This is a genomic window from Bacillota bacterium (genome assembly GCA_009711825.1).
GTDB lineage: Bacteria > Bacillota > Proteinivoracia > UBA4975 > VEMY01 > VEMY01.
The window spans coordinates 149,104-166,095 of record VEMY01000010.1; the positions used below are offsets into that span (position 1 = coordinate 149,104).

A 16,992-nucleotide genomic window follows, 5' to 3' on the forward strand; every position below is an offset into this window, starting at 1 on the left:
AGATGGATTCTACTCTCTGGGCAAAAATTCCTGCTAGATAATTATATTCCCCAACAGACGGCCGCTATTCACCGGCCTGCATTTGCTCAGCAACAATTGTCGGAACTTGTTCCAGGGCCTGGGGCAATTGCTGAGGATTGCGTCCGCCAGCCTGGGCCATATCGGGTCGACCGCCGCCGCCACCGCCCACTGCCTTGGCAACTTTACCAACCAATTTTCCGGCATGGAGTCCGGATTTCAACAAGTCCTTGCTGACCACAGCAACTAAATTCACCTTGTCATCGGCAGTTGTCGCCAAGACCACTACTCCTGACTTGAGTTTTGCGGCCAATTGTTCCGCCTGATTACGCAACGCTGCCATGTCGGCACTCTCTACCTGTCGGGCCAGCACCGGCACCCCGTTGACATCTTCTGTCTGATCGAGGATGCTGGATGTTTGCAGTGAAAAAATCTGGCTCTGTAATTTTTCGTTCTCCTGACGATAACGGCGCAGTTCCGCCTGCAGTTCGCCAATGCGCTCGACAAGGTTTTCCGGTTTTGTTTTGGCAGCCTGAGCAGCAGCGGTCAAAGTGGTTTCCACTGTATGCAAATGCCGAAGCACTGCATCACCGGTGATTGCCTCAATCCTGCGTACGCCGGAACCAATGCCGGTTTCGCCAACTATTTTAAAACCGCGGATTCTGGCAGTAGTCTTCACATGAGTGCCGCCGCATAGCTCCTGACTGAAATCTCCCACAGAAACTACCCGCACCTGATCACCATACTTCTCGCCGAACAGCGCCACTGCCCCCTGTTTCCGGGCCTCATCCAGGCTCATCTCGGCTGCGGTCACCGGCAAATCGCTGGCAATCAGCGCGTTAACCCGGCCCTCTACTTGCTCCAACTCCTCAGGTGTCAGCGGTGATGTGTGGGTATAGTCAAACCGCAGCCGCCCGGGCTCCACCAGGGAACCGGCCTGACGCACATGCTCGCCGACCACATCCCGCAGGACCTTATGCAGCAGGTGGGTGGCTGTATGATTGGCCTGAATCTCCCGGCGTCGACCGGAAACCTCGGCCACCACCGAATCTCCGACGGCAATTTCTCCTGTAACCACCTGTCCGTGGTGCAGAACTATGCCGCCTGTGGCAGTCGTATTTTCCACCTGGACACTGGCGCTGCCGGCCTGAAGGATGCCAGTATCGCCAATCTGACCGCCACCTTCCGCGTAGAAAGGAGTTTTATCCAAGACGAGGATAACTTGTTCACCGACAGCGGCCTGTTCCCGTTTATCCGGGGCAAGTATTGCCAGCACCCGTCCGGAAGCCGACAGGGCACCGTAACCGGTAAACTCAGTGGCAGGCACATCCTTTAATTCACCGGACAGATCTCTGGTCATCATCGCGTCCACTTCGCTCCGGGCAGCCCGGGCTTGGGCACGCTGCTGCTCTAGTGCATTAGCAAAACCTTTTTCATCGACAACGAATCCCCGCTCGGCTGCAATTTCCTGGGTCAGGTCTAGGGGGAAGCCGTAGGTATCATAGAGCTTGAACGCCGTCTCACCATCCAGAGTTCCTCCGGCTGAAAGTGCCGCCAGTTCCCGCTCCATTAAATCCATTCCCTGACTGATGGTAGCCAGGAACCGCTCCTCTTCATTAACTACAGTTTTTAAAATATGCTCTTGATTGGCAGAGAGTTCAGAATAAACATCGCCAAACATATCTACAACCTTTTGGACTCCGGTGTGCAGAAAACTCCCCTTCAATCCGCAGAGCATACCATGACGGACGGCTCTGCGCAAAAGGCGGCGCAGCACATAGCCCCGGCCCTCATTGGCTGGCAAAATGCCGTCAGCCAGCATAAAGACCACTGCCCGGAGATGATCTCCGATCACCCGCAGGGAAGCGGTATAACGCGGGTTGCTGTACTCGACCTGTGCCAACTGTGCATAGTGTTCGATCAGCGGTAAAATCAGGTCACAATCATAATTGGTCTTTACCCCCTGGAGAACGGCAGCAATCCGCTCCAGGCCCATGCCAGTGTCGATATTCGGTGAGGGCAGCGGGTTATAATTCCCTTCCTCATCTTTGTCATACTGGGTAAACACCAGGTTCCAGACTTCCAGATACCGGTCACAATCACACCCGGGTTGGCACTTAGGATTGTCACAGCCCAGTTCCGGGCCCATATCATAGTAGATCTCTGAGCAGGGGCCACAGGGGCCGACGCCAATCTCCCAGAAATTGTCCTCTTTGCCCAGGCGGACAATCCGGTCCTTCGGCACGCCTATAGTCTTGTTCCAGATTTCCCAGGCTTCCTGATCATCGAGATAGACCGATACCCAAAGTTTTTCCGGCTCGAGATGCAAATGCTCCAGCAAAAACTCCCAGGCCCAGGTAATTGCCTCTTCCTTGAAATAATCGCCAAAGGAGAAATTGCCCAGCATTTCAAAGAACGTGTGGTGACGGGCTGTCTTGCCCACCTCCTCAATATCGCCGGTACGGACACATTTCTGCGAATTGACCATACGCCGTGTGGGTGGCGTTTTGACGCCGGTAAAATATTTCTTTAGCGGCGCCATGCCGGCGCCAATCAACAGCAAGCTGGGATCATTATCGGGGACCAAACTTGCGCTGGGAATGATGGTATGGCCCTTGCCTTCAAAAAATTTCAGGTAGCGTCTACGTATTTCATTACCTTGCATTTTCATCACCTTTCCGGGAAATAAAATAACCCCTCCCTGTCAGGGACGGGTTGACCGCGGTACCACCCTGGTTACCGGCACAAAAGCGCCGGTCAGCTCCAATGATTTTTAACGGAATCACCCGGGGAGCTCATCACTCCCGCCTCCAGGGCGGCTGTCAGCGGGCTGTCAGGACCTTGCACCAACCGGTCCCTCTCTGGCTACAGCAGGGGCTGACTGACCCCTTCGCAGGCAACATATATACTGATTATATAGCCATGGCCGATTGGTGTCAACTTTTGCCACGGAAAACCGGAATCACCAAATTGCGCAGCAGGATGCGCAGCACCGCCAAAACCGGAACAGCGATAATCATTCCGGTAATCCCCATAAACTGTCCCCCAGCCAAAAGCGCAAGAATGACAATCAATGGGTGCATGCCCATGCTTTTTCCCAGGACCTGGGGCGCAACCAAATGGCTTTCCACCTGCTGAATCAATGTTATCACTATCGCAACCTTCAGCGCAAGGATAGGCGACTTAAGCAAAGCCACCAGTACAGCAGGAATCGCGCCGAAAAACGGCCCAAAATAAGGGATGATGTTAGTAATGCCGGCAATCAGACCCAGGATTAGGGCAAAATCCACGCCCAGGAATAACAGCCCCAAATATGTGGAGATGGCAATTATCGTTGTTATAATCAATTGACCGCGGATATAATTGCCTAAGCTGTGATCAATTTCGTAGATGATTTTCCTGGTTTTTGCCTGATGTTCCCTGGGCAACAGGCGATAGAAGGAATCCCTGACCAACGAAAAATCCTTCAAGAAATAGAATGTCAGAATCAGAATCAAGACGATATTAAAAATCGCCCGGGCGATATTGGTTGTAAACTCTGGCATTCTCCCCAACAGACCGAGCAGATACGCCTCAAGATTGTGGATGTTCTCCTCGAGCGCCAGCTCCACCGATTGCGGGAGCTGCAAGCGGTCTGTCGCTTCGTTAAACTCAACTATATATGTTTGGATCTGGGCGGTATACTCAGGAATCCGGCTGGCCAGACGGTTTACCTCCGCGGTAACCACCGGCACCAGGCGGGCGATACCTATAAACAATAACCCAAAAAACACGAAATAAATTACAAAGACCGCCAAAGTGCGATTGAATTTTTTGTCCTGCAACCAGATTACCACAGGATTCAATACATAGGAGATAATCAGTGCCACCAAAAATGGCGTAAAAATCGCCATCAATCGTTGCCGAAAGATTATCGCAAGCATAACCAAGATAAGGCCAGTAAACCCGAGAATAATTCTACGGACAGTCAAACTCTGAAGCATACGCCCCAACACATAATCACCCCCCTTTATAGTATTGTTTTTCCCCGAAAAATAATAACAGGGGCGAAAAATCGCCCCTAAAATTTACGTCTGTATCTGCGTCTGTATCTAACCGGCCGGAAATCTTCACCGCCGGCATCCATGTCTCGATAACTTTCATTGTCGTCCGTTTCGTCCAGCAGCCCGGGAAACATTTTATCCAGTATCCGGCCACCATATGCCCGAGCTGCCAACATTCCCACCAAGCCGCCCATAATAAATCCGGTCCAATATCCTCTGCGCACAAATCCACCTCCGGTCGTTTATTCCAGCGCTATTAATGTGCCCTCGGTATCAACTTCATAAATAGTCGGCTGAAGCTTACTGTCGAAACTGAATAAGACGTAACAACTCCAGCAATAAAATTGGTTATTTGCCACTTTGCCTACGTCCCGGCAATCACAATTGGGACATCTCATCTCTAACCCTCCACTAACACTATCTTTCCCCCGGGGGCGTCTCTAATTCCTCTTTACCTTCAGATCCTGGTTGTAGGTAATCGCCAACCATTATACCTTCGCCAAACACCACTGGCCCCGAAAGCGGAACCTGAATCGGGTCATGAAACAACTCGTACAGCAATCCCTCCGACAGTTCCAAGGCCTCAATGTCCAGCCCTGAAAGCACAATATCCTGAACTGTGCCCAAGCGATTTCCCGACTTGGTGTAAACTGTCTTTTGCTTTAGTTTCTCCATCGAGTGCAGACCTTCCCGAATACTGCCGGCTTCGCGGCCGCTTATTACTTGGTGCGGGCCGTCTATCACGAGAACGTCACGGCCGATTTCTTTTAACTTGTCCGCCACCAAAAGGCGGGTGCGATCCAAAATTCCCCCGGAACCCAGCTGTAATGCGTGCAGGCGCCGTCTATCCAGGTCAAAAAGCAATTCCATTATATAACCGATTTGTTTGCCATCCTCCAAGCTAAGTACCGGCATTCCCAGGATGTCGCTGGCTTTCCGCATCGGTCACCCCTTTTTTGTTTATCCTTAGCATGCCCCGGAGATTGCAAAAAATACCCGGGGGAGGAATTTTCCCGGCCGACACCGTATTAATAAGCTAGTAACGAATTTAAGGGGGCAAAAAATGATCCGAGTTGCTTGTGTTCAGCAAAAAGTAAAAATTCATCCTACCGAAGCCAGCTTTGCTGCCGATGTCGACAAATTTATAGCCCAGGCCAAAAAAGAAAATTGCCGCCTGATTGCCTTTCCGGAAGGTTGCGGCGCGATGCTGGTAACCCAGTTTATGGCGAAACCCTTAGTGAAAACCTTGGCGGCGGCCTATAGCGAAACCGAACCGGAGGCCAAAGTGGGCAAGTTCGGCAAAAAAATTCTCGCTGCCAGTCTGGATAAGCTCACTGCTCTCCAGGACATGCCGAAAATCTTTAAAAACGAGGTTCGCAAAAACGGACCCCAATTGTTGGAGTCCTATAAGCGTGTGTTTGCCTCCGCTGCCGCAAAATATGAACTTTATGTGGTCGCAGGCAGTTGCTACGCCCCTGACCCGGAGACAGGAGAAATAGTGAACGCGGCCTATGTATTTGGCCCCGACGGCAGTTGTTTGGGGCATCAAAACAAAATTCATCTGTATATCGAAGATACTCATATTTGCGAACCGGGCCATGAAATCAGGACATTTGACACTGAATTCGGCCCCATCGGCGTGGTTATCTGCTATGAAGGCATGTTCCCGGAGATATCCCGGGTGCTGGCGTTAAAAGGTGCCAAAGTGTTAATCAATGTCTCTGCCTGCCCCGGACGGTTATGTTGGAGCAAAATCCGGGCCGGTGCCTGGTCGCGCTGCCAGGACAACCAGACCTTCGGCATCCACAGTTGTCTGGTTGGAAAGAACGATATTAGCAAGCAATTTACCAAGGATTATAGCGGTCCCTCTTCAATCCTCGCCCCCCTGGATTTAACCGCTGACTACTCTGGCGTGTTGGCCCAGACCCCGCCCGACGAAGAGAGCATAATTTTTGCTGATTGGGACTTTGCCGCCCTGGACAAAGTTCGCAGCGAAAGCGACACAAAGGTATTTCAGGAGATGCGGCCCGATGTTTACCGCAAGTACATCCCCGGTTGCTATGATAATCTGGACTAATCAAAACACGCTCTGGAGAACTTCCAGAGCGTCTTGATGTTTTTCAACGCTTCTTTTTAAATGCCCGCCAGGTGCAAGCGAATTTGTCCATCTCCACCAGGGGCTCGGTGTCAATCTTGGTGATTGTGCTCCGGTGAGGCGCGGTGCGTACTAATTCCGGATCTTCGTATGCCTCCCGGGCCACCTGGCGGAGTATCTCCACATACTTATCGATATCGGCCTTTGAATAGGTCTCGGGTGGCTCCGGGGTGAAGGGCTCGGGGATTATCCTGGGATGGTGGCTTGTGAAATAGCTCTGCAAACCGTAATCAACAATCCGCCGGTTGATGTCATCAGTGCCGACCCCGGTCTCGGCCTGGAGCTTCTGCCAGCTAAATCGCGCCTGGTCCAGGCGATTTTTCCCCGGTGCCAGCGGCAGTGTCAGCCCTTCAATCTCCAGAAGTTTCTTGACCAGATAGTTGTTGTTGAGGATTGAGAGCTCAGCCACAGCCTGCAAACCCTCGGCGCCCAGACTGAGAATATAGGCATATGCCCTGAGCATAACCGCGGGCACACCATAAAATTTCCGCACCTTGCCGATACTCTCCGGACTGTCATAATTTAACCAGTGTTTCTCGCCATCAAATTCCACAGTTGGCACCGGCAAAAACCGCGCCAGTTTTTCTGTTGCCCCCAGGGCGCCGGCGCCGGGCCCCTGACACCCATGGGGCGAGGAAAAGGTCTTGTGTAAATTGTAATGACAAAGGTCAAATCCGGCTTCTCGGGCCCGGGAGATACCCAGCAACCCGTTCAGATTCGCCTGGTCGTAAACGCACAGGCCGCCTACTTCGTGGACTATGTCCACAAACTCCTTGATTCGGGGATTAAAGATGCCTGTGTCCTCGGGATTGGTGATGAGCAAAGCCGCTGTCCGCTGGGACACAATCGCTTTCAGGGTCTCGATATCCGGCAGTCCATCATCCCCGGGCATCAGGGTCAGAACCTTGAAGCCGGCGGTGCTGGCTGCACCGGCGTTGCCGGGATGGGAGAGAATGGTAGTGATTACCTCATCCCTCTGCTCCCCTTCCCCTCGGGAATGATGATAGGCGCGGACAATCGCCGCATTGGTGTAAATCGCCTGGGTCCCACCGGCCGGCTGCAGGGAAAACCGGTCCATCCCCGATATTTCCTTTAAGAATTGCTCAAGCTCGTACATTACCTTGAGCATGCCCTGAACCGTGTTTTCATCCTGATAGGGATGCAGAGCAGCCATCTGGGGCGAACGCACAAACTGCTCGTGAATCTTAGGACTGTACTTCATCGTGCACGTTCCCAGGCCAATATCTATACATAGATCAGCGCCCAGGGTTTCCTGGGACAGACGTAAAAAATGGCGGAGCACTTGCATTTGCGAGAGCTCAGGCAATCTTGGCGGCGTTGTCCGCTGCATCTCTGCGGGGAGAAGGTTTTCGAGGGCACCGACTTGCTCTTTAACTGCTGGCTCCGGCGCCGGGGGGATAATGCCCCTCTCGCCGGGACTACCCTGCTCAAGAATTATCGGCTCATTCCACCTGGCCTGGTGAAAAGATTTGTTAGTCATTGCCGTTCCCCCTCTCACCAGCAAGAATTTCCTGCAGGGCACAGGCTAGACGCTGAATGTCAGCCTGGGTGATAACTTCCGTCACGCAAAACAGGGCACTTTGCCCCAGGTGGGGAAAGTCCTGGGATAAGTCTTTGCCGCCGAAAATCCCGTATTCCAAGAGCGCCTTGTTAATTGACGCCACCGAACGACCACAGGCGTCAAAATTGAGGACAAACTCTTTGAAGATTGGACCTGTAAACCGGGCCTCCACCCCCGGAAGCGCGGAGAACACCTGCCGGGCATAATTGCTGCGATAGACGATTGTCTCTCCCAGCTCCCGCAGGCCCTGGGGTCCCATCAGAGACAGATAAACTGCCGCCGTAATTGCCCAGAGCCCCGATTCGGTGCCAAAGTATTCATTGGCCTTCTCGCGGCCCTCATGGGATGTCCGGTAATTGAGGGCCCGGGCCCAACCATACTCGCCCTCTCGCTGGGTAGTGGTGATTCCATAGAGGTAGGTGGGATACTGGTTGATAAACTCCGGTTCGTCCCGGGTGGCGATAAACCCGCCGCAACCGCCGCCGTACTGCATATGCATGCCCAGGGGCTGAATATCTCCCACAACAATATCTGCCCCATAATTGGCGGGGGACTCAAGCAAACCCAGGGATGATGGGTCGGCGCTCACAACAAACAAAGCCTGCTGGCTATGGACCAGGGTGGCGATTTCCCGCACATCGGTTTCAATGGCGCCCAGATATGTGGGGTTCTCAACAAACACCGCCGCTGTTCCTGGTGTAAGTTTTGCCTGTAAGTCCTCCAGGTTCAGCCGTCCACTGTCCGCATCGGTTTGTACAGGCACCACCTGGGCTACAGGGCGGCAATAGTCCTGTAGCTGGCTGAGCACCTCCGGGTGCATTGTTGCCGGCACCAACACGCGGGTGCCGCCGGTGATGCGAGTGGCCATGCGCAGAGCGGACGCTGCTGCCTGCCCGCCATCGTACAAAGTGTAGCTCACCACATCTAAGTCCAGCAACTCTGCCATCAGACTGCAGTATTCAAAAATCGCCTGCATCTTGCCGTGATCAGAATAGGTCTCGCCGCAGTATGCTGTGAGAAACTCGGCCCGGCTGTTGACCTCATCACAGACTGCCGGAACATAATGCTGATAACAGCCGGCCCCCAGGAAGCTTATATATTCCTGGCAATTGGCGTTCCCAGCCAGCACAGCTTGCACGTGTCGCTTAAGTTCATATTCTTCCAACAAAGGTGGCGGCAGCTTCATTTTGCCGGGAAATCTCAAGTCATCCGGTATGTCCTTAAGCAGCACTTCCACCGAATCAATTCCCAACTCCCGGAGCAGCGCTTGCTTCGCAGCCGGCACGCTGCCGGGCATATACGGATATGTTCTTTTGGTCATTTTGTCACCTCTCTCAGTGGATTCTGCAAACATGTTCATGGCGGTAACCCGTCAACACCCGGATCGGGCCCCGCAGCATCTGATCAACCTCATCACTCCCGGTATCCACCAGCAGTGCGCCACCGGGGATTGTAGCCAGCTTCCCAAGCAATGAGACAATAACCAGATTCTCTTTGCCAGCTTGCAGGATTAGACTGGGGCCGATTTGTTGATTGCCCCGTCCTAGGATGTGGCCCTGGCCGCCAATTGGCGTCAGCACAATTCGCACCTGCTGCCCAGCCACAGCGGCGTTGAGCGCCGGCTCGTTGAGGTCCCGAGCCACAATCTCGCCATCTTGCACCAGGTCCACGCCCAGGAGCGTACCTTCCAAGCCCAGCGCATGCATGATCCCCTGGGTAGTGCCCCCAGGTCCAAAGACCCAGTAGCTGTCGCCATCCATGCGTTCAGCAATCGTTGCGGCTATCCCCCGGATACCAGTGTCGTCACTGCTCTGCCCAGCGGCTTTTGCACCCTGGACAAGGACAGCGCTTTCCGGAACAAGGAGATGACCGTACAATTTGACATCCACCACTCCCCGGCGAAACCTATCTTCATCGATATCCATTACCTCCCGAGACGCCACGGGCAACTTGTGCTGAAGGAATTCAGCTGTCAAACGTGCAGCGCTTCCCGGGTTAACCGCAAACACTGCCGAGTGCATCTTTACCCCGGCAGGAATCCCCAAAACAGCGCAGGCATGCCCCACCGAAGCACAGATATTCCGGGCGGTGCCGTCACCTCCGACAAAAAGCAGTAAATCCAAATCTTTCGCAAGCATTTCCCGGGCAATGCGTTCACTATCGCTGCCGGTGGTGGCGCCTTGTTTCGCCTTGCCGATAACCTGGGGATTAAATCTAGCCTCCAGGGCAGCGGTTTCTCCCATTTCATGGGGTCCGGTCCATAGCGCCAGGTTGCCAGGCGCAAGTGTCCGCAAAACTTTAAGTGCCGTAACGGCCCGGTGATTGGCTTCCGGCTTGAGTCCCATCTGTATAGCCCGCTGCCAACAATCTCGCTGGTCGCTCCCTTTCAGCCCTGCCTTGCCCCCAATACCAGCGATGGGGTTAATGATGAGACCTAATTTGTGATTTTCGATAACCTGCCACCTCCAATCGCTGCATGTGATTATGTTCGCTTTAATCAACGCTTTTACCTGCTAAAAAACGCCGAGTTGCTTCCCGATTACAGTAAGCTGACAAGTAGTGTTCAAGGCAGGTAATTTTCCCAACAGGTCAAATAAACTAGATATTAGCAACATGGAGGTATGGCATGACAAAAAAAATTGTTGCCCTCATTGTGCTGCTGACCATAATGTTACAATCCGGAATAGTCGCTGCCCAAGGTTGGGTTGACCTGCAGCACGGACAACCACGGCACACCCTCCGACATTGGCAGGAGATTTTAGCCATGGAGCTGGAAACTCCGGCCTGGTTTCCGATTCATTACGATCTCGTCGCGCCGTCTCCGCTCCTGGTGCTTGCACGCCCCCGCAAGCATTACCTAGACCAAGAAATTGACGCAATCGAACGTTATGCAGCCAATGGTGGCACCGTGCTAATTGTAAACGACTGGCGTCACCACTTACAGGGGGGATCTAATTTCAATGCCCTGACAGCTCAGTTTGGCGCCCGCTTTAATCACGATGTCCTCTTGACAAAAGACGTCTATACTGTCGCCGGCATCATTCCCAAAATATATGTAACAGACGATGTGTATTTTACTGTCCAGGGCATGGAAGCCGACCTAAGTGCCGTCGCCCCCTTCCATCAGGGAACCATCCATCTGGAAACGGAGTGGGATATAACAGGCCATCTTAAAGGAGAGATCAAGCGTTTTGCTGGCCTAGATCACGACCGTGAACTGCCGCCCGCAGAAAATGTAGTCTTCGCCGCCCGCCGCTATGGCAAAGGGAGCGTGATTTTGTTTACAAGCAGCATGGACATCCGCCATGAGACAGTATCCGGACTTTTACGTGAGTTGACAAACTGGGGGCTGGAAGCTGCAAATTCCGAGCATTTGGCCGATGCAGACCGGGACATGGCCTTTTGGGAGCTGCTTCGCCACCAAGAACAAATTGAATCCGTGTATTGGACTAGACCGACTGCTACTCCGGCGCTGTTGCTTGAGAAAGGTTGGACGGAATATATTGACGGCAACTACTCTCAAGCTCGGCAGCTGGTTTCCCAGGGAGAACATGCCCTGAAATCTGACAACAATCGTCCGCCCCGCCCCCCGGCATGGGTTTTGTGGCTGTTAGTGCTGGCGCTGATTGCACTGGGCTATTTCTGGCGAGAGGGAAGATTGGGCGATGGGCTGCTTAAGCTTCTGCCCTGGCTGGCACTTGGAGCCGGGCTATTGGTCAGCACCCTTGTCGTGAGTAATGTTGCTGGCATTTATCAATTTTGGGAGTTTGCCCTGCATGTATTGGGCCTGGCGATTCTGTTTGCGGTTTTCACGCTGGGGATCGCCTGGCGAAGTTGGGCATATAAGCTGGCAGTACTTTTGGTCATCTTGAACCTGGCTTATCTGCTACAGCTTCCCAACCATGATGTTTCCGACCGTTTGTATTTGGACGAAATACTGGTCCTGCCCGAGAGCGCCCCAGTCCAACTGCTGGCCCAGGAATTCCAAACTGACTTTGAAAACGGTAAGATTGCCGACCTGCCAAGACACATAGAAAACTTCGTCATCAATTATATAAGCTACCGCAGCGAGACTGTGGATTTGCATATGTCGCCAGTGGAAACCTTGCGCTATGCGGAGGAAGATTGTGACGGCCGGGCAATTCTCCATGCGTCAATTCTGTCAAACCTGGGTTATGACGTTCAGGTCGCGATCAATAACTGGCATGCTTGGACACTAATTGGCGAACAGGGCTATCTTTATCCTGAGTCCAGCCCGATGTACACCTATTCGGAAGCAGGCCTACGCTCCTTTAGTATTCGCGAGTTCTTGTTTTACAGCAAGTCCTACTTTCTTCTTCTCTATCTGGGCCTCTGGCTGGTCCAGTGGCCGGAGCGCTTTGTCCGTGGATGGCCCATCGATGCATTTGTGTTTTCCAGCGGGTTCTTTGCCTGTTTAACAGCGACATCGATACTGGCCATGGTTCATGAGTCATTCTATCTGTTACTGATTCCCCTGTATGCCATTGGCCTGCGGCTGCTGCTTGCCTGGAATAAACTTTCCAGTTATCAAAAGTTCAATATAACTATGACCGTGATTGAGCAGCTGCCAATTGTCTGATTAAAAAAGATTGCCGGAAGCGGGACTGCTTCCGGCAATCTTTTTAATTAATACTTTTCAACTACAACCTTCATTTGAGTAAACAACAACAGGTAGTCAGGACCGCCGGCTTTGGCGCAGGTTCCAGACATGTTGTAGCCGCCAAAAGGTTGCACTCCCACCAAGGCGCCGGTGATCTTACGGTTGAAGTAGAGATTTCCGACGAAGAATTCCCGCCTAGCATATTCTAAATGCTCCCGGTTGTTTGAGAACACGCCGCCAGTGAGGCCGAATTCGGTGTTATTGGCTATCGCTATTGCATCAGCAAAGCTGTCGGCCTTGAGCACTGCAAGCACAGGTCCGAAAATCTCTTCCTGGGAGATTACAGCGTTGGGGGCGACATCTGCAATGATTGTTGGCTCGATGAACCATCCAGTGGCAGGTCCAGGATTGCCACCCAGCAGGAGACGTCCCTCATTTTTACCTGTTTCAATATATTCGAGGATTGTCTTATGGGCTTTGCCGTCACAGACCGGCCCCAGATAATCGCCGTCCTTTACAGACCCGGGCTTGATTTCCTTGGCCGCAGCCACTAGCTTGTCACAGAACTGGTCATAAATTTCTTTGAGAACAACCACCCGGGAACAAGCGGAGCACTTTTGCCCCTGAAACCCAAAAGCCGAAGCAACCGTTGCCTGGACAGCAGCGTCCAAATCGCAGTCTTTATCCACCACCAACGTGTCCTTACCGCCCATCTCGGCATGAACCCGCTTGATCCACTTCTGGCCGGGACTTACTTTCGCCGCCCGCTCAGAAATCCGCAAGCCAACTTCCTTGGAACCAGTGAAATTAATAAATCGGATATCGGGATGATCAACCAAGAAATCACCGATTTCCCCACCTCCGCCAGGGACGAAATTAACAACCCCTGCCGGCAGGCTGACGTCTCGCAACAATTCCATGAACTTTGCCGCGATGGTAATCGTGTTGCTGGCCGGCTTAAGCACCACGGTATTGCCGGCAACAATTGCGCCTGTTGTCATTCCCACTAGTATCGCCAGCGGGAAGTTCCAAGGCGGTATCACCGCACCAACGCCAAGCGGGATATAGGTAGCCCAGTTTTCTTCCCCGGGCCAGGGAGTAAGCTTCATCGGTTCGCTCAGGCGCAGCATTTCCCGAGCATAGTATTCCATAAAATCAATCGCTTCGGCCACATCTGCATCGGCCTCCGCCCAGTTTTTCCCGATCTCCAGCACCATCCAGGCCGCAAACTCATATTTGCGCCGTCGCATTTCCGCAGCCGCCTTCACCAGATAGCGGGCACGGGCATCGACAGCAACATGCTGCCAGCTTTCAAACGCCAACTTCGCAGCTTCCACAGCCTGCCCTGCCAAGTCACGATCTGCCTTGGCTGTCACTCCAATCACCTGTTGATGTTCCGAAGGGTTGGTGGAAACAATCTTTTCTTTGGTGAATATCTGCTCCGCACCAATTTCCAATGGATACTCCTTGCCCAACTCAGCTTCAACTGCGGCAATTGCCTGCCGCATCAAATCCCGGTTTGCCTCAACAGTAAAATCTGTAAACGGTTCATTGACAAAAGGGGGCAACATCGTACATTCCTCCTTTAGAATTTATTGAGCAATACAAATTGGCACTATATTACTTCTATACCATATGAATAAAATCCTGCAAAAATGCCCGTCACTTGACGGGCATTTTACCAATTTGCTCTAACCATTGGCTCAGTCGTTTTTCATATCCATTTTTTCCGGGATGATAATAACGTTTGCCTTTTAACACATCCGGAAGATATTGTTGTTCAACATAATTGCCGGGGAAATCATGGGGATATTTATATCCCTTTCCATGGCCAAGTTTTTTTGCGCCGGGGTAATGGCTGTCCTGTAGGTGACTGGGGACAGTGGCGCCCTGAACCTTGCGAGCGTCTGCCATAGCCCGTTCCAGGGCGACATAGGATGCATTGCTTTTGGGAGCGCACGCCAGGTGGGTTACGGCCTGAGCCAATGCAATCCGGGCCTCGGGCAGTCCCAAGACCTCTACAGACCGGAAAGCTGCCTCAGCCACCAAGAGCGCCAGCGGATCTCCGTTACCAATATCTTCGCTGGCGGAGATTAAAATCCGCCGGGCGATGAACAATGGATCTTCGCCGGCATCTAACATCCGCGCCAGATAAAACAACGCGGCATCGGGATCAGAGCCGCGGATTGACTTGATGAACGCAGAAATCACATCATAATGATTGTCGCCATCCTTGTCATAGCGAACAGCCTTCCGCTGCACTGACTGCTCGGCCACCTTTTGATCGATGACAATCATTCCCGACTTATCGGCAGGGGTGGTCAGCGCCGCCAACTCCAACGCATTGAGGGCAGTGCGGGCATCCCCGTCGGCCATGTCCAAAATATGCTCCCGGGCGTCTGCAGTCAGGTTTATCTTCAACCCGCCCACGCCCTTATCCGGGTCCGCCAGGGCCCGGTCCAATAACTGGCTGATATCCGATTTGGCCAGCGGATGCAATTCAAAAATGCGGCAGCGCGACAAAAGCGCGGCGTTGACACCAAAGAACGGGTTTTGGGTTGTAGCGCCAATTAACAACACCGTCCCTGCTTCCACCGCCGGCAATAAAGCGTCCTGCTGACTGCGGTTGAAGCGGTGTATCTCATCTATGAATAAGATTGTGTTGCGATGGTACATATCCAGGCGCGCCTTGGCCTGTTCCAAAACCTCACGCAGTTGGGCGACCCCGGCGGTAACGGCATTCAACTGGTCAAAGTGACTTAAGGTCTGGTTGGCGATAACCGCAGCCAAAGTGGTTTTGCCGGTGCCGGGAGGCCCGAAAAAAATCATAGAGCCCAGCCGGTCGGCATGAATTGCCCGCCGCAACAGGGAACCGGGGCCGACGATATGTGCTTGTCCCACAAACTCATCCAAGTCCAGGGGGCGCATGCGCGCCGCCAGCGGCGCCTGTTTTCCTGCTGTACCTTGGTTTTCCCTGCCAAAGCTAAACAGATCAGACATGGCTAGTCACCGCAAGTGGAATCTTCATCGGTGCGCTCATAATCCTCCAGAACACGAACAATTACGGGATTATATTCGGCCTTTGCCCGCAACCGGGGTTCGAGGGTGCGAATCACGGCAAAGGTCAGGAGGAACAAAGCAAATCCCAGTCCCGCGCCCCAGAGATCGGGGCTACCGCCGAGGTTCAGGGGCTCATGGAACAAGTATATAAGCACAAAACCGGCAACTAGAGCCAAAACCGGCAATATGTACACAATTAAGCTCGCTTTGACCACGTTTACCCCTTCCATACCGATCAACACCCGCTGACCGGGCTCCGCATCGACTGTGTTGGGTAGGCGGAGCAGAAGGTCCTGGGTACGCCCTAAGTGGCAAACACCACACTTTTCGCATGCACTGTTCCGTTGTAACATTACTTCGGCAGTATCATCTTTTACTGCCAGCACTTTACCGACCTGATCCATCCTGGCCACCTCCCTTGATAAAGCTGTTCATCGTCTTTAGTAACTCGGCCACTGCCTCTTGCTGCTGCTCGGGTGAACTGGCAGACTGCAGGCAGTTACTGGAGTAATTCTCAAATATCAACATTCCTACCCGGTTTATTGCAGAACGGACCGCAGCAACCTGAACCAGGATATCACCGCAGCACTGATCTTCTTCTAGCATGCGCTGTATACCCTTAACCTGCCCCTCAATCCGACGCAAGCGATTAATTAAACTGGTCTTTTCGAAATTTGTTGGCTCCATTGCATGGATACCTCCCCCCGGTAATTTTGGACAATTCTAGCATATTGCGACTGCTGCTGTCAAATCTCTATATATTCTTCCACAAAAACGAAAACTGACTCGCACAGTCAGCTTTGCTTGAGAATGGCATTTACAATATGGGAAGCAATCAGTAAACCAGCGACAGCAGGCACATAGGAAATGCTGCCGGGAAGCTGACGCCGGGAAGCATGGGTTAGTACTTCATTGGGCCGAAGTGGCGTCTCCGGCGACCAAACCACCGGCAAACCTCGGCGGATACCGCGTTTGCCAAGCTCTTTGCGCATAATCCTGGCCAACGGGCAATTGGATGTCTTAGACAAATCAGAAACTCTGAGTTGAGAGGCATCCAGTTTGTTGCCTGCGCCCATGGCAGAAATAATCTGCAACTTTAGGGTCATGGCCCTGGTAATTATGTCTAGTTTTGCCGTAACAGTGTCCATCACGTCCACAAGCCAGCAAAACTCGCCTGCAATTAGAGCGGCACCTGTTTCCGGGGTGTAAAATTCCTGAATCGGCTCCACCTCTATATGGGGATTAATCTCCTTCAAGCGCCGGGCCATCGCTTTCACTTTGGACTGACCGATTGTGCCCTCGAGGGCATGAATTTGGCGATTGATATTAGTGCGGTCGATGCTGTCATGGTCCACCAGGCGTATACGGCCAATTCCCGTCCGGGCAAGAGCCTCGACGGTATAGGAACCAACGCCGCCAATGCCAAAAACAGCGACACTGGCTGAGCGCAACTGTTCAAGGCCCTGACTGCCAACTAGCAATTCAGTCCGGTAAAAGCTGCTAACCATTAAAA

The 16,992-nt window shown here is 52.8% G+C and carries 14 protein-coding genes; 2 read left to right on the forward strand and 12 right to left on the reverse strand.

Going from position 1 to position 16,992, the window contains the following annotated elements:
- Nucleotides 1–64 precede the first annotated feature (64 nt).
- The 4 genes from alaS to FH749_05630 all read right to left on the reverse strand — a co-directional run bounded on the left by alaS (nt 65) and on the right by FH749_05630 (nt 5,003).
- A complete protein-coding gene (alaS, locus tag FH749_05615; protein MTI94955.1) occupies nt 65–2,683 on the reverse strand; it encodes an alanine--tRNA ligase in 2,619 nt (872 codons plus the stop codon).
- Nucleotides 2,684–2,954: 271 nt separating this feature from the next.
- The gene (locus tag FH749_05620) at nt 2,955–4,013 is read right to left on the reverse strand and encodes an AI-2E family transporter (protein MTI94956.1); all 1,059 of its coding nucleotides are present in this window, start codon (nt 4,011–4,013) and stop codon (nt 2,955–2,957) included.
- A 65-nt stretch (nt 4,014–4,078) separates the two neighbouring features.
- Nucleotides 4,079–4,285, reverse strand: a complete 207-nt coding sequence (locus FH749_05625; protein ID MTI94957.1) for a hypothetical protein — start codon at nt 4,283–4,285, stop codon at nt 4,079–4,081.
- Nucleotides 4,286–4,478: 193 nt separating this feature from the next.
- Nucleotides 4,479–5,003: a hypothetical protein gene (locus tag FH749_05630; GenBank protein MTI94958.1), complete on the reverse strand. Its 525-nt coding sequence runs from the start codon at nt 5,001–5,003 to the stop codon at nt 4,479–4,481.
- Between the two features lie 121 nt (nt 5,004–5,124).
- On the opposite strand from FH749_05630, the gene FH749_05635 reads away from it, so the two are divergent.
- The gene (locus FH749_05635) at nt 5,125–6,138 is read left to right on the forward strand and encodes a hypothetical protein (protein MTI94959.1); all 1,014 of its coding nucleotides are present in this window, start codon (nt 5,125–5,127) and stop codon (nt 6,136–6,138) included.
- Between the two features lie 43 nt (nt 6,139–6,181).
- On the opposite strand, the gene FH749_05640 is transcribed toward FH749_05635, so the two are convergent.
- From FH749_05640 to FH749_05650, 3 genes are read right to left on the reverse strand one after another with little or no spacing between them, the layout of a single operon-like run.
- Nucleotides 6,182–7,717 (reverse strand): glycine dehydrogenase subunit 2, encoded by a 1,536-nt coding sequence (locus FH749_05640; protein ID MTI94960.1) that lies wholly within the window; start codon nt 7,715–7,717, stop codon nt 6,182–6,184.
- Nucleotides 7,710–9,119, reverse strand: a complete 1,410-nt coding sequence (locus FH749_05645; GenBank protein ID MTI94961.1) for an aminomethyl-transferring glycine dehydrogenase subunit GcvPA — start codon at nt 9,117–9,119, stop codon at nt 7,710–7,712. Before FH749_05645 ends, FH749_05640 begins: the two co-directional genes overlap by 8 nt.
- 13 nt (nt 9,120–9,132) lie before the next feature.
- Nucleotides 9,133–10,299, reverse strand: coding sequence for an ATP-NAD kinase (locus FH749_05650; GenBank protein MTI94962.1), 1,167 nt, complete (start codon nt 10,297–10,299; stop codon nt 9,133–9,135).
- A gap of 125 nt (nt 10,300–10,424) precedes the next feature.
- On the opposite strand from FH749_05650, the gene FH749_05655 reads away from it, so the two are divergent.
- Nucleotides 10,425–12,398, forward strand: a complete 1,974-nt coding sequence (locus tag FH749_05655) for a hypothetical protein (GenBank protein MTI94963.1) — start codon at nt 10,425–10,427, stop codon at nt 12,396–12,398.
- 47 nt (nt 12,399–12,445) lie between these two features.
- Here FH749_05655 and pruA read toward each other — a convergent pair whose 3' ends face one another.
- The 5 genes from pruA to FH749_05680 form a co-directional block, all read right to left on the reverse strand.
- Nucleotides 12,446–13,990, reverse strand: a complete 1,545-nt coding sequence (gene pruA / locus FH749_05660; protein MTI94964.1) for an L-glutamate gamma-semialdehyde dehydrogenase — start codon at nt 13,988–13,990, stop codon at nt 12,446–12,448.
- A 91-nt stretch (nt 13,991–14,081) separates the two neighbouring features.
- Nucleotides 14,082–15,419, reverse strand: a complete 1,338-nt coding sequence (locus FH749_05665; protein MTI94965.1) for a replication-associated recombination protein A — start codon at nt 15,417–15,419, stop codon at nt 14,082–14,084.
- A 2-nt stretch (nt 15,420–15,421) separates the two neighbouring features.
- Nucleotides 15,422–15,883 carry a SoxR reducing system RseC family protein gene (locus FH749_05670; GenBank protein MTI94966.1) on the reverse strand — a complete coding sequence of 154 codons (462 nt, stop codon included), beginning with the start codon at nt 15,881–15,883 and terminating at the stop codon, nt 15,422–15,424.
- On the reverse strand, nt 15,867–16,166 hold the full coding sequence (locus FH749_05675) for a metal-sensitive transcriptional regulator (GenBank protein MTI94967.1): 300 nt from the start codon (nt 16,164–16,166) through the stop codon (nt 15,867–15,869). The genes FH749_05670 and FH749_05675 overlap by 17 nt, the downstream gene beginning before the upstream one ends.
- Before the next feature lie 107 nt (nt 16,167–16,273).
- Entirely contained in the window at nt 16,274–16,987 is a 714-nt protein-coding gene (locus FH749_05680) for a tRNA threonylcarbamoyladenosine dehydratase (GenBank protein ID MTI94968.1), read from the reverse strand.
- Nucleotides 16,988–16,992 lie beyond the last annotated feature (5 nt).

Excerpts from the sequence above, each read along its gene's own strand:
- FH749_05645 (MTI94961.1), bottom strand. The coding sequence starts at position 9,119 with ATGACCAAAAGAACATATCCGTATATGCCCGGCAGCGTGCCGGCTGCG.
- alaS (MTI94955.1), bottom strand. The coding sequence starts at position 2,683 with ATGCAAGGTAATGAAATACGTAGACGCTACCTGAAATTTTTTGAAGGC.
- FH749_05675 (MTI94967.1), bottom strand. The coding sequence starts at position 16,166 with ATGGAGCCAACAAATTTCGAAAAGACCAGTTTAATTAATCGCTTGCGT.
- pruA (MTI94964.1), bottom strand. The coding sequence starts at position 13,990 with ATGTTGCCCCCTTTTGTCAATGAACCGTTTACAGATTTTACTGTTGAG.
- FH749_05635 (MTI94959.1), top strand. The coding sequence starts at position 5,125 with ATGATCCGAGTTGCTTGTGTTCAGCAAAAAGTAAAAATTCATCCTACC.
- FH749_05670 (MTI94966.1), bottom strand. The coding sequence starts at position 15,883 with ATGGATCAGGTCGGTAAAGTGCTGGCAGTAAAAGATGATACTGCCGAA.
- FH749_05680 (MTI94968.1), bottom strand. The coding sequence starts at position 16,987 with ATGGTTAGCAGCTTTTACCGGACTGAATTGCTAGTTGGCAGTCAGGGC.
- FH749_05630 (MTI94958.1), bottom strand. The coding sequence starts at position 5,003 with ATGCGGAAAGCCAGCGACATCCTGGGAATGCCGGTACTTAGCTTGGAG.
- FH749_05665 (MTI94965.1), bottom strand. The coding sequence starts at position 15,419 with ATGTCTGATCTGTTTAGCTTTGGCAGGGAAAACCAAGGTACAGCAGGA.
- FH749_05655 (MTI94963.1), top strand. The coding sequence starts at position 10,425 with ATGACAAAAAAAATTGTTGCCCTCATTGTGCTGCTGACCATAATGTTA.
- FH749_05640 (MTI94960.1), bottom strand. The coding sequence starts at position 7,717 with ATGACTAACAAATCTTTTCACCAGGCCAGGTGGAATGAGCCGATAATT.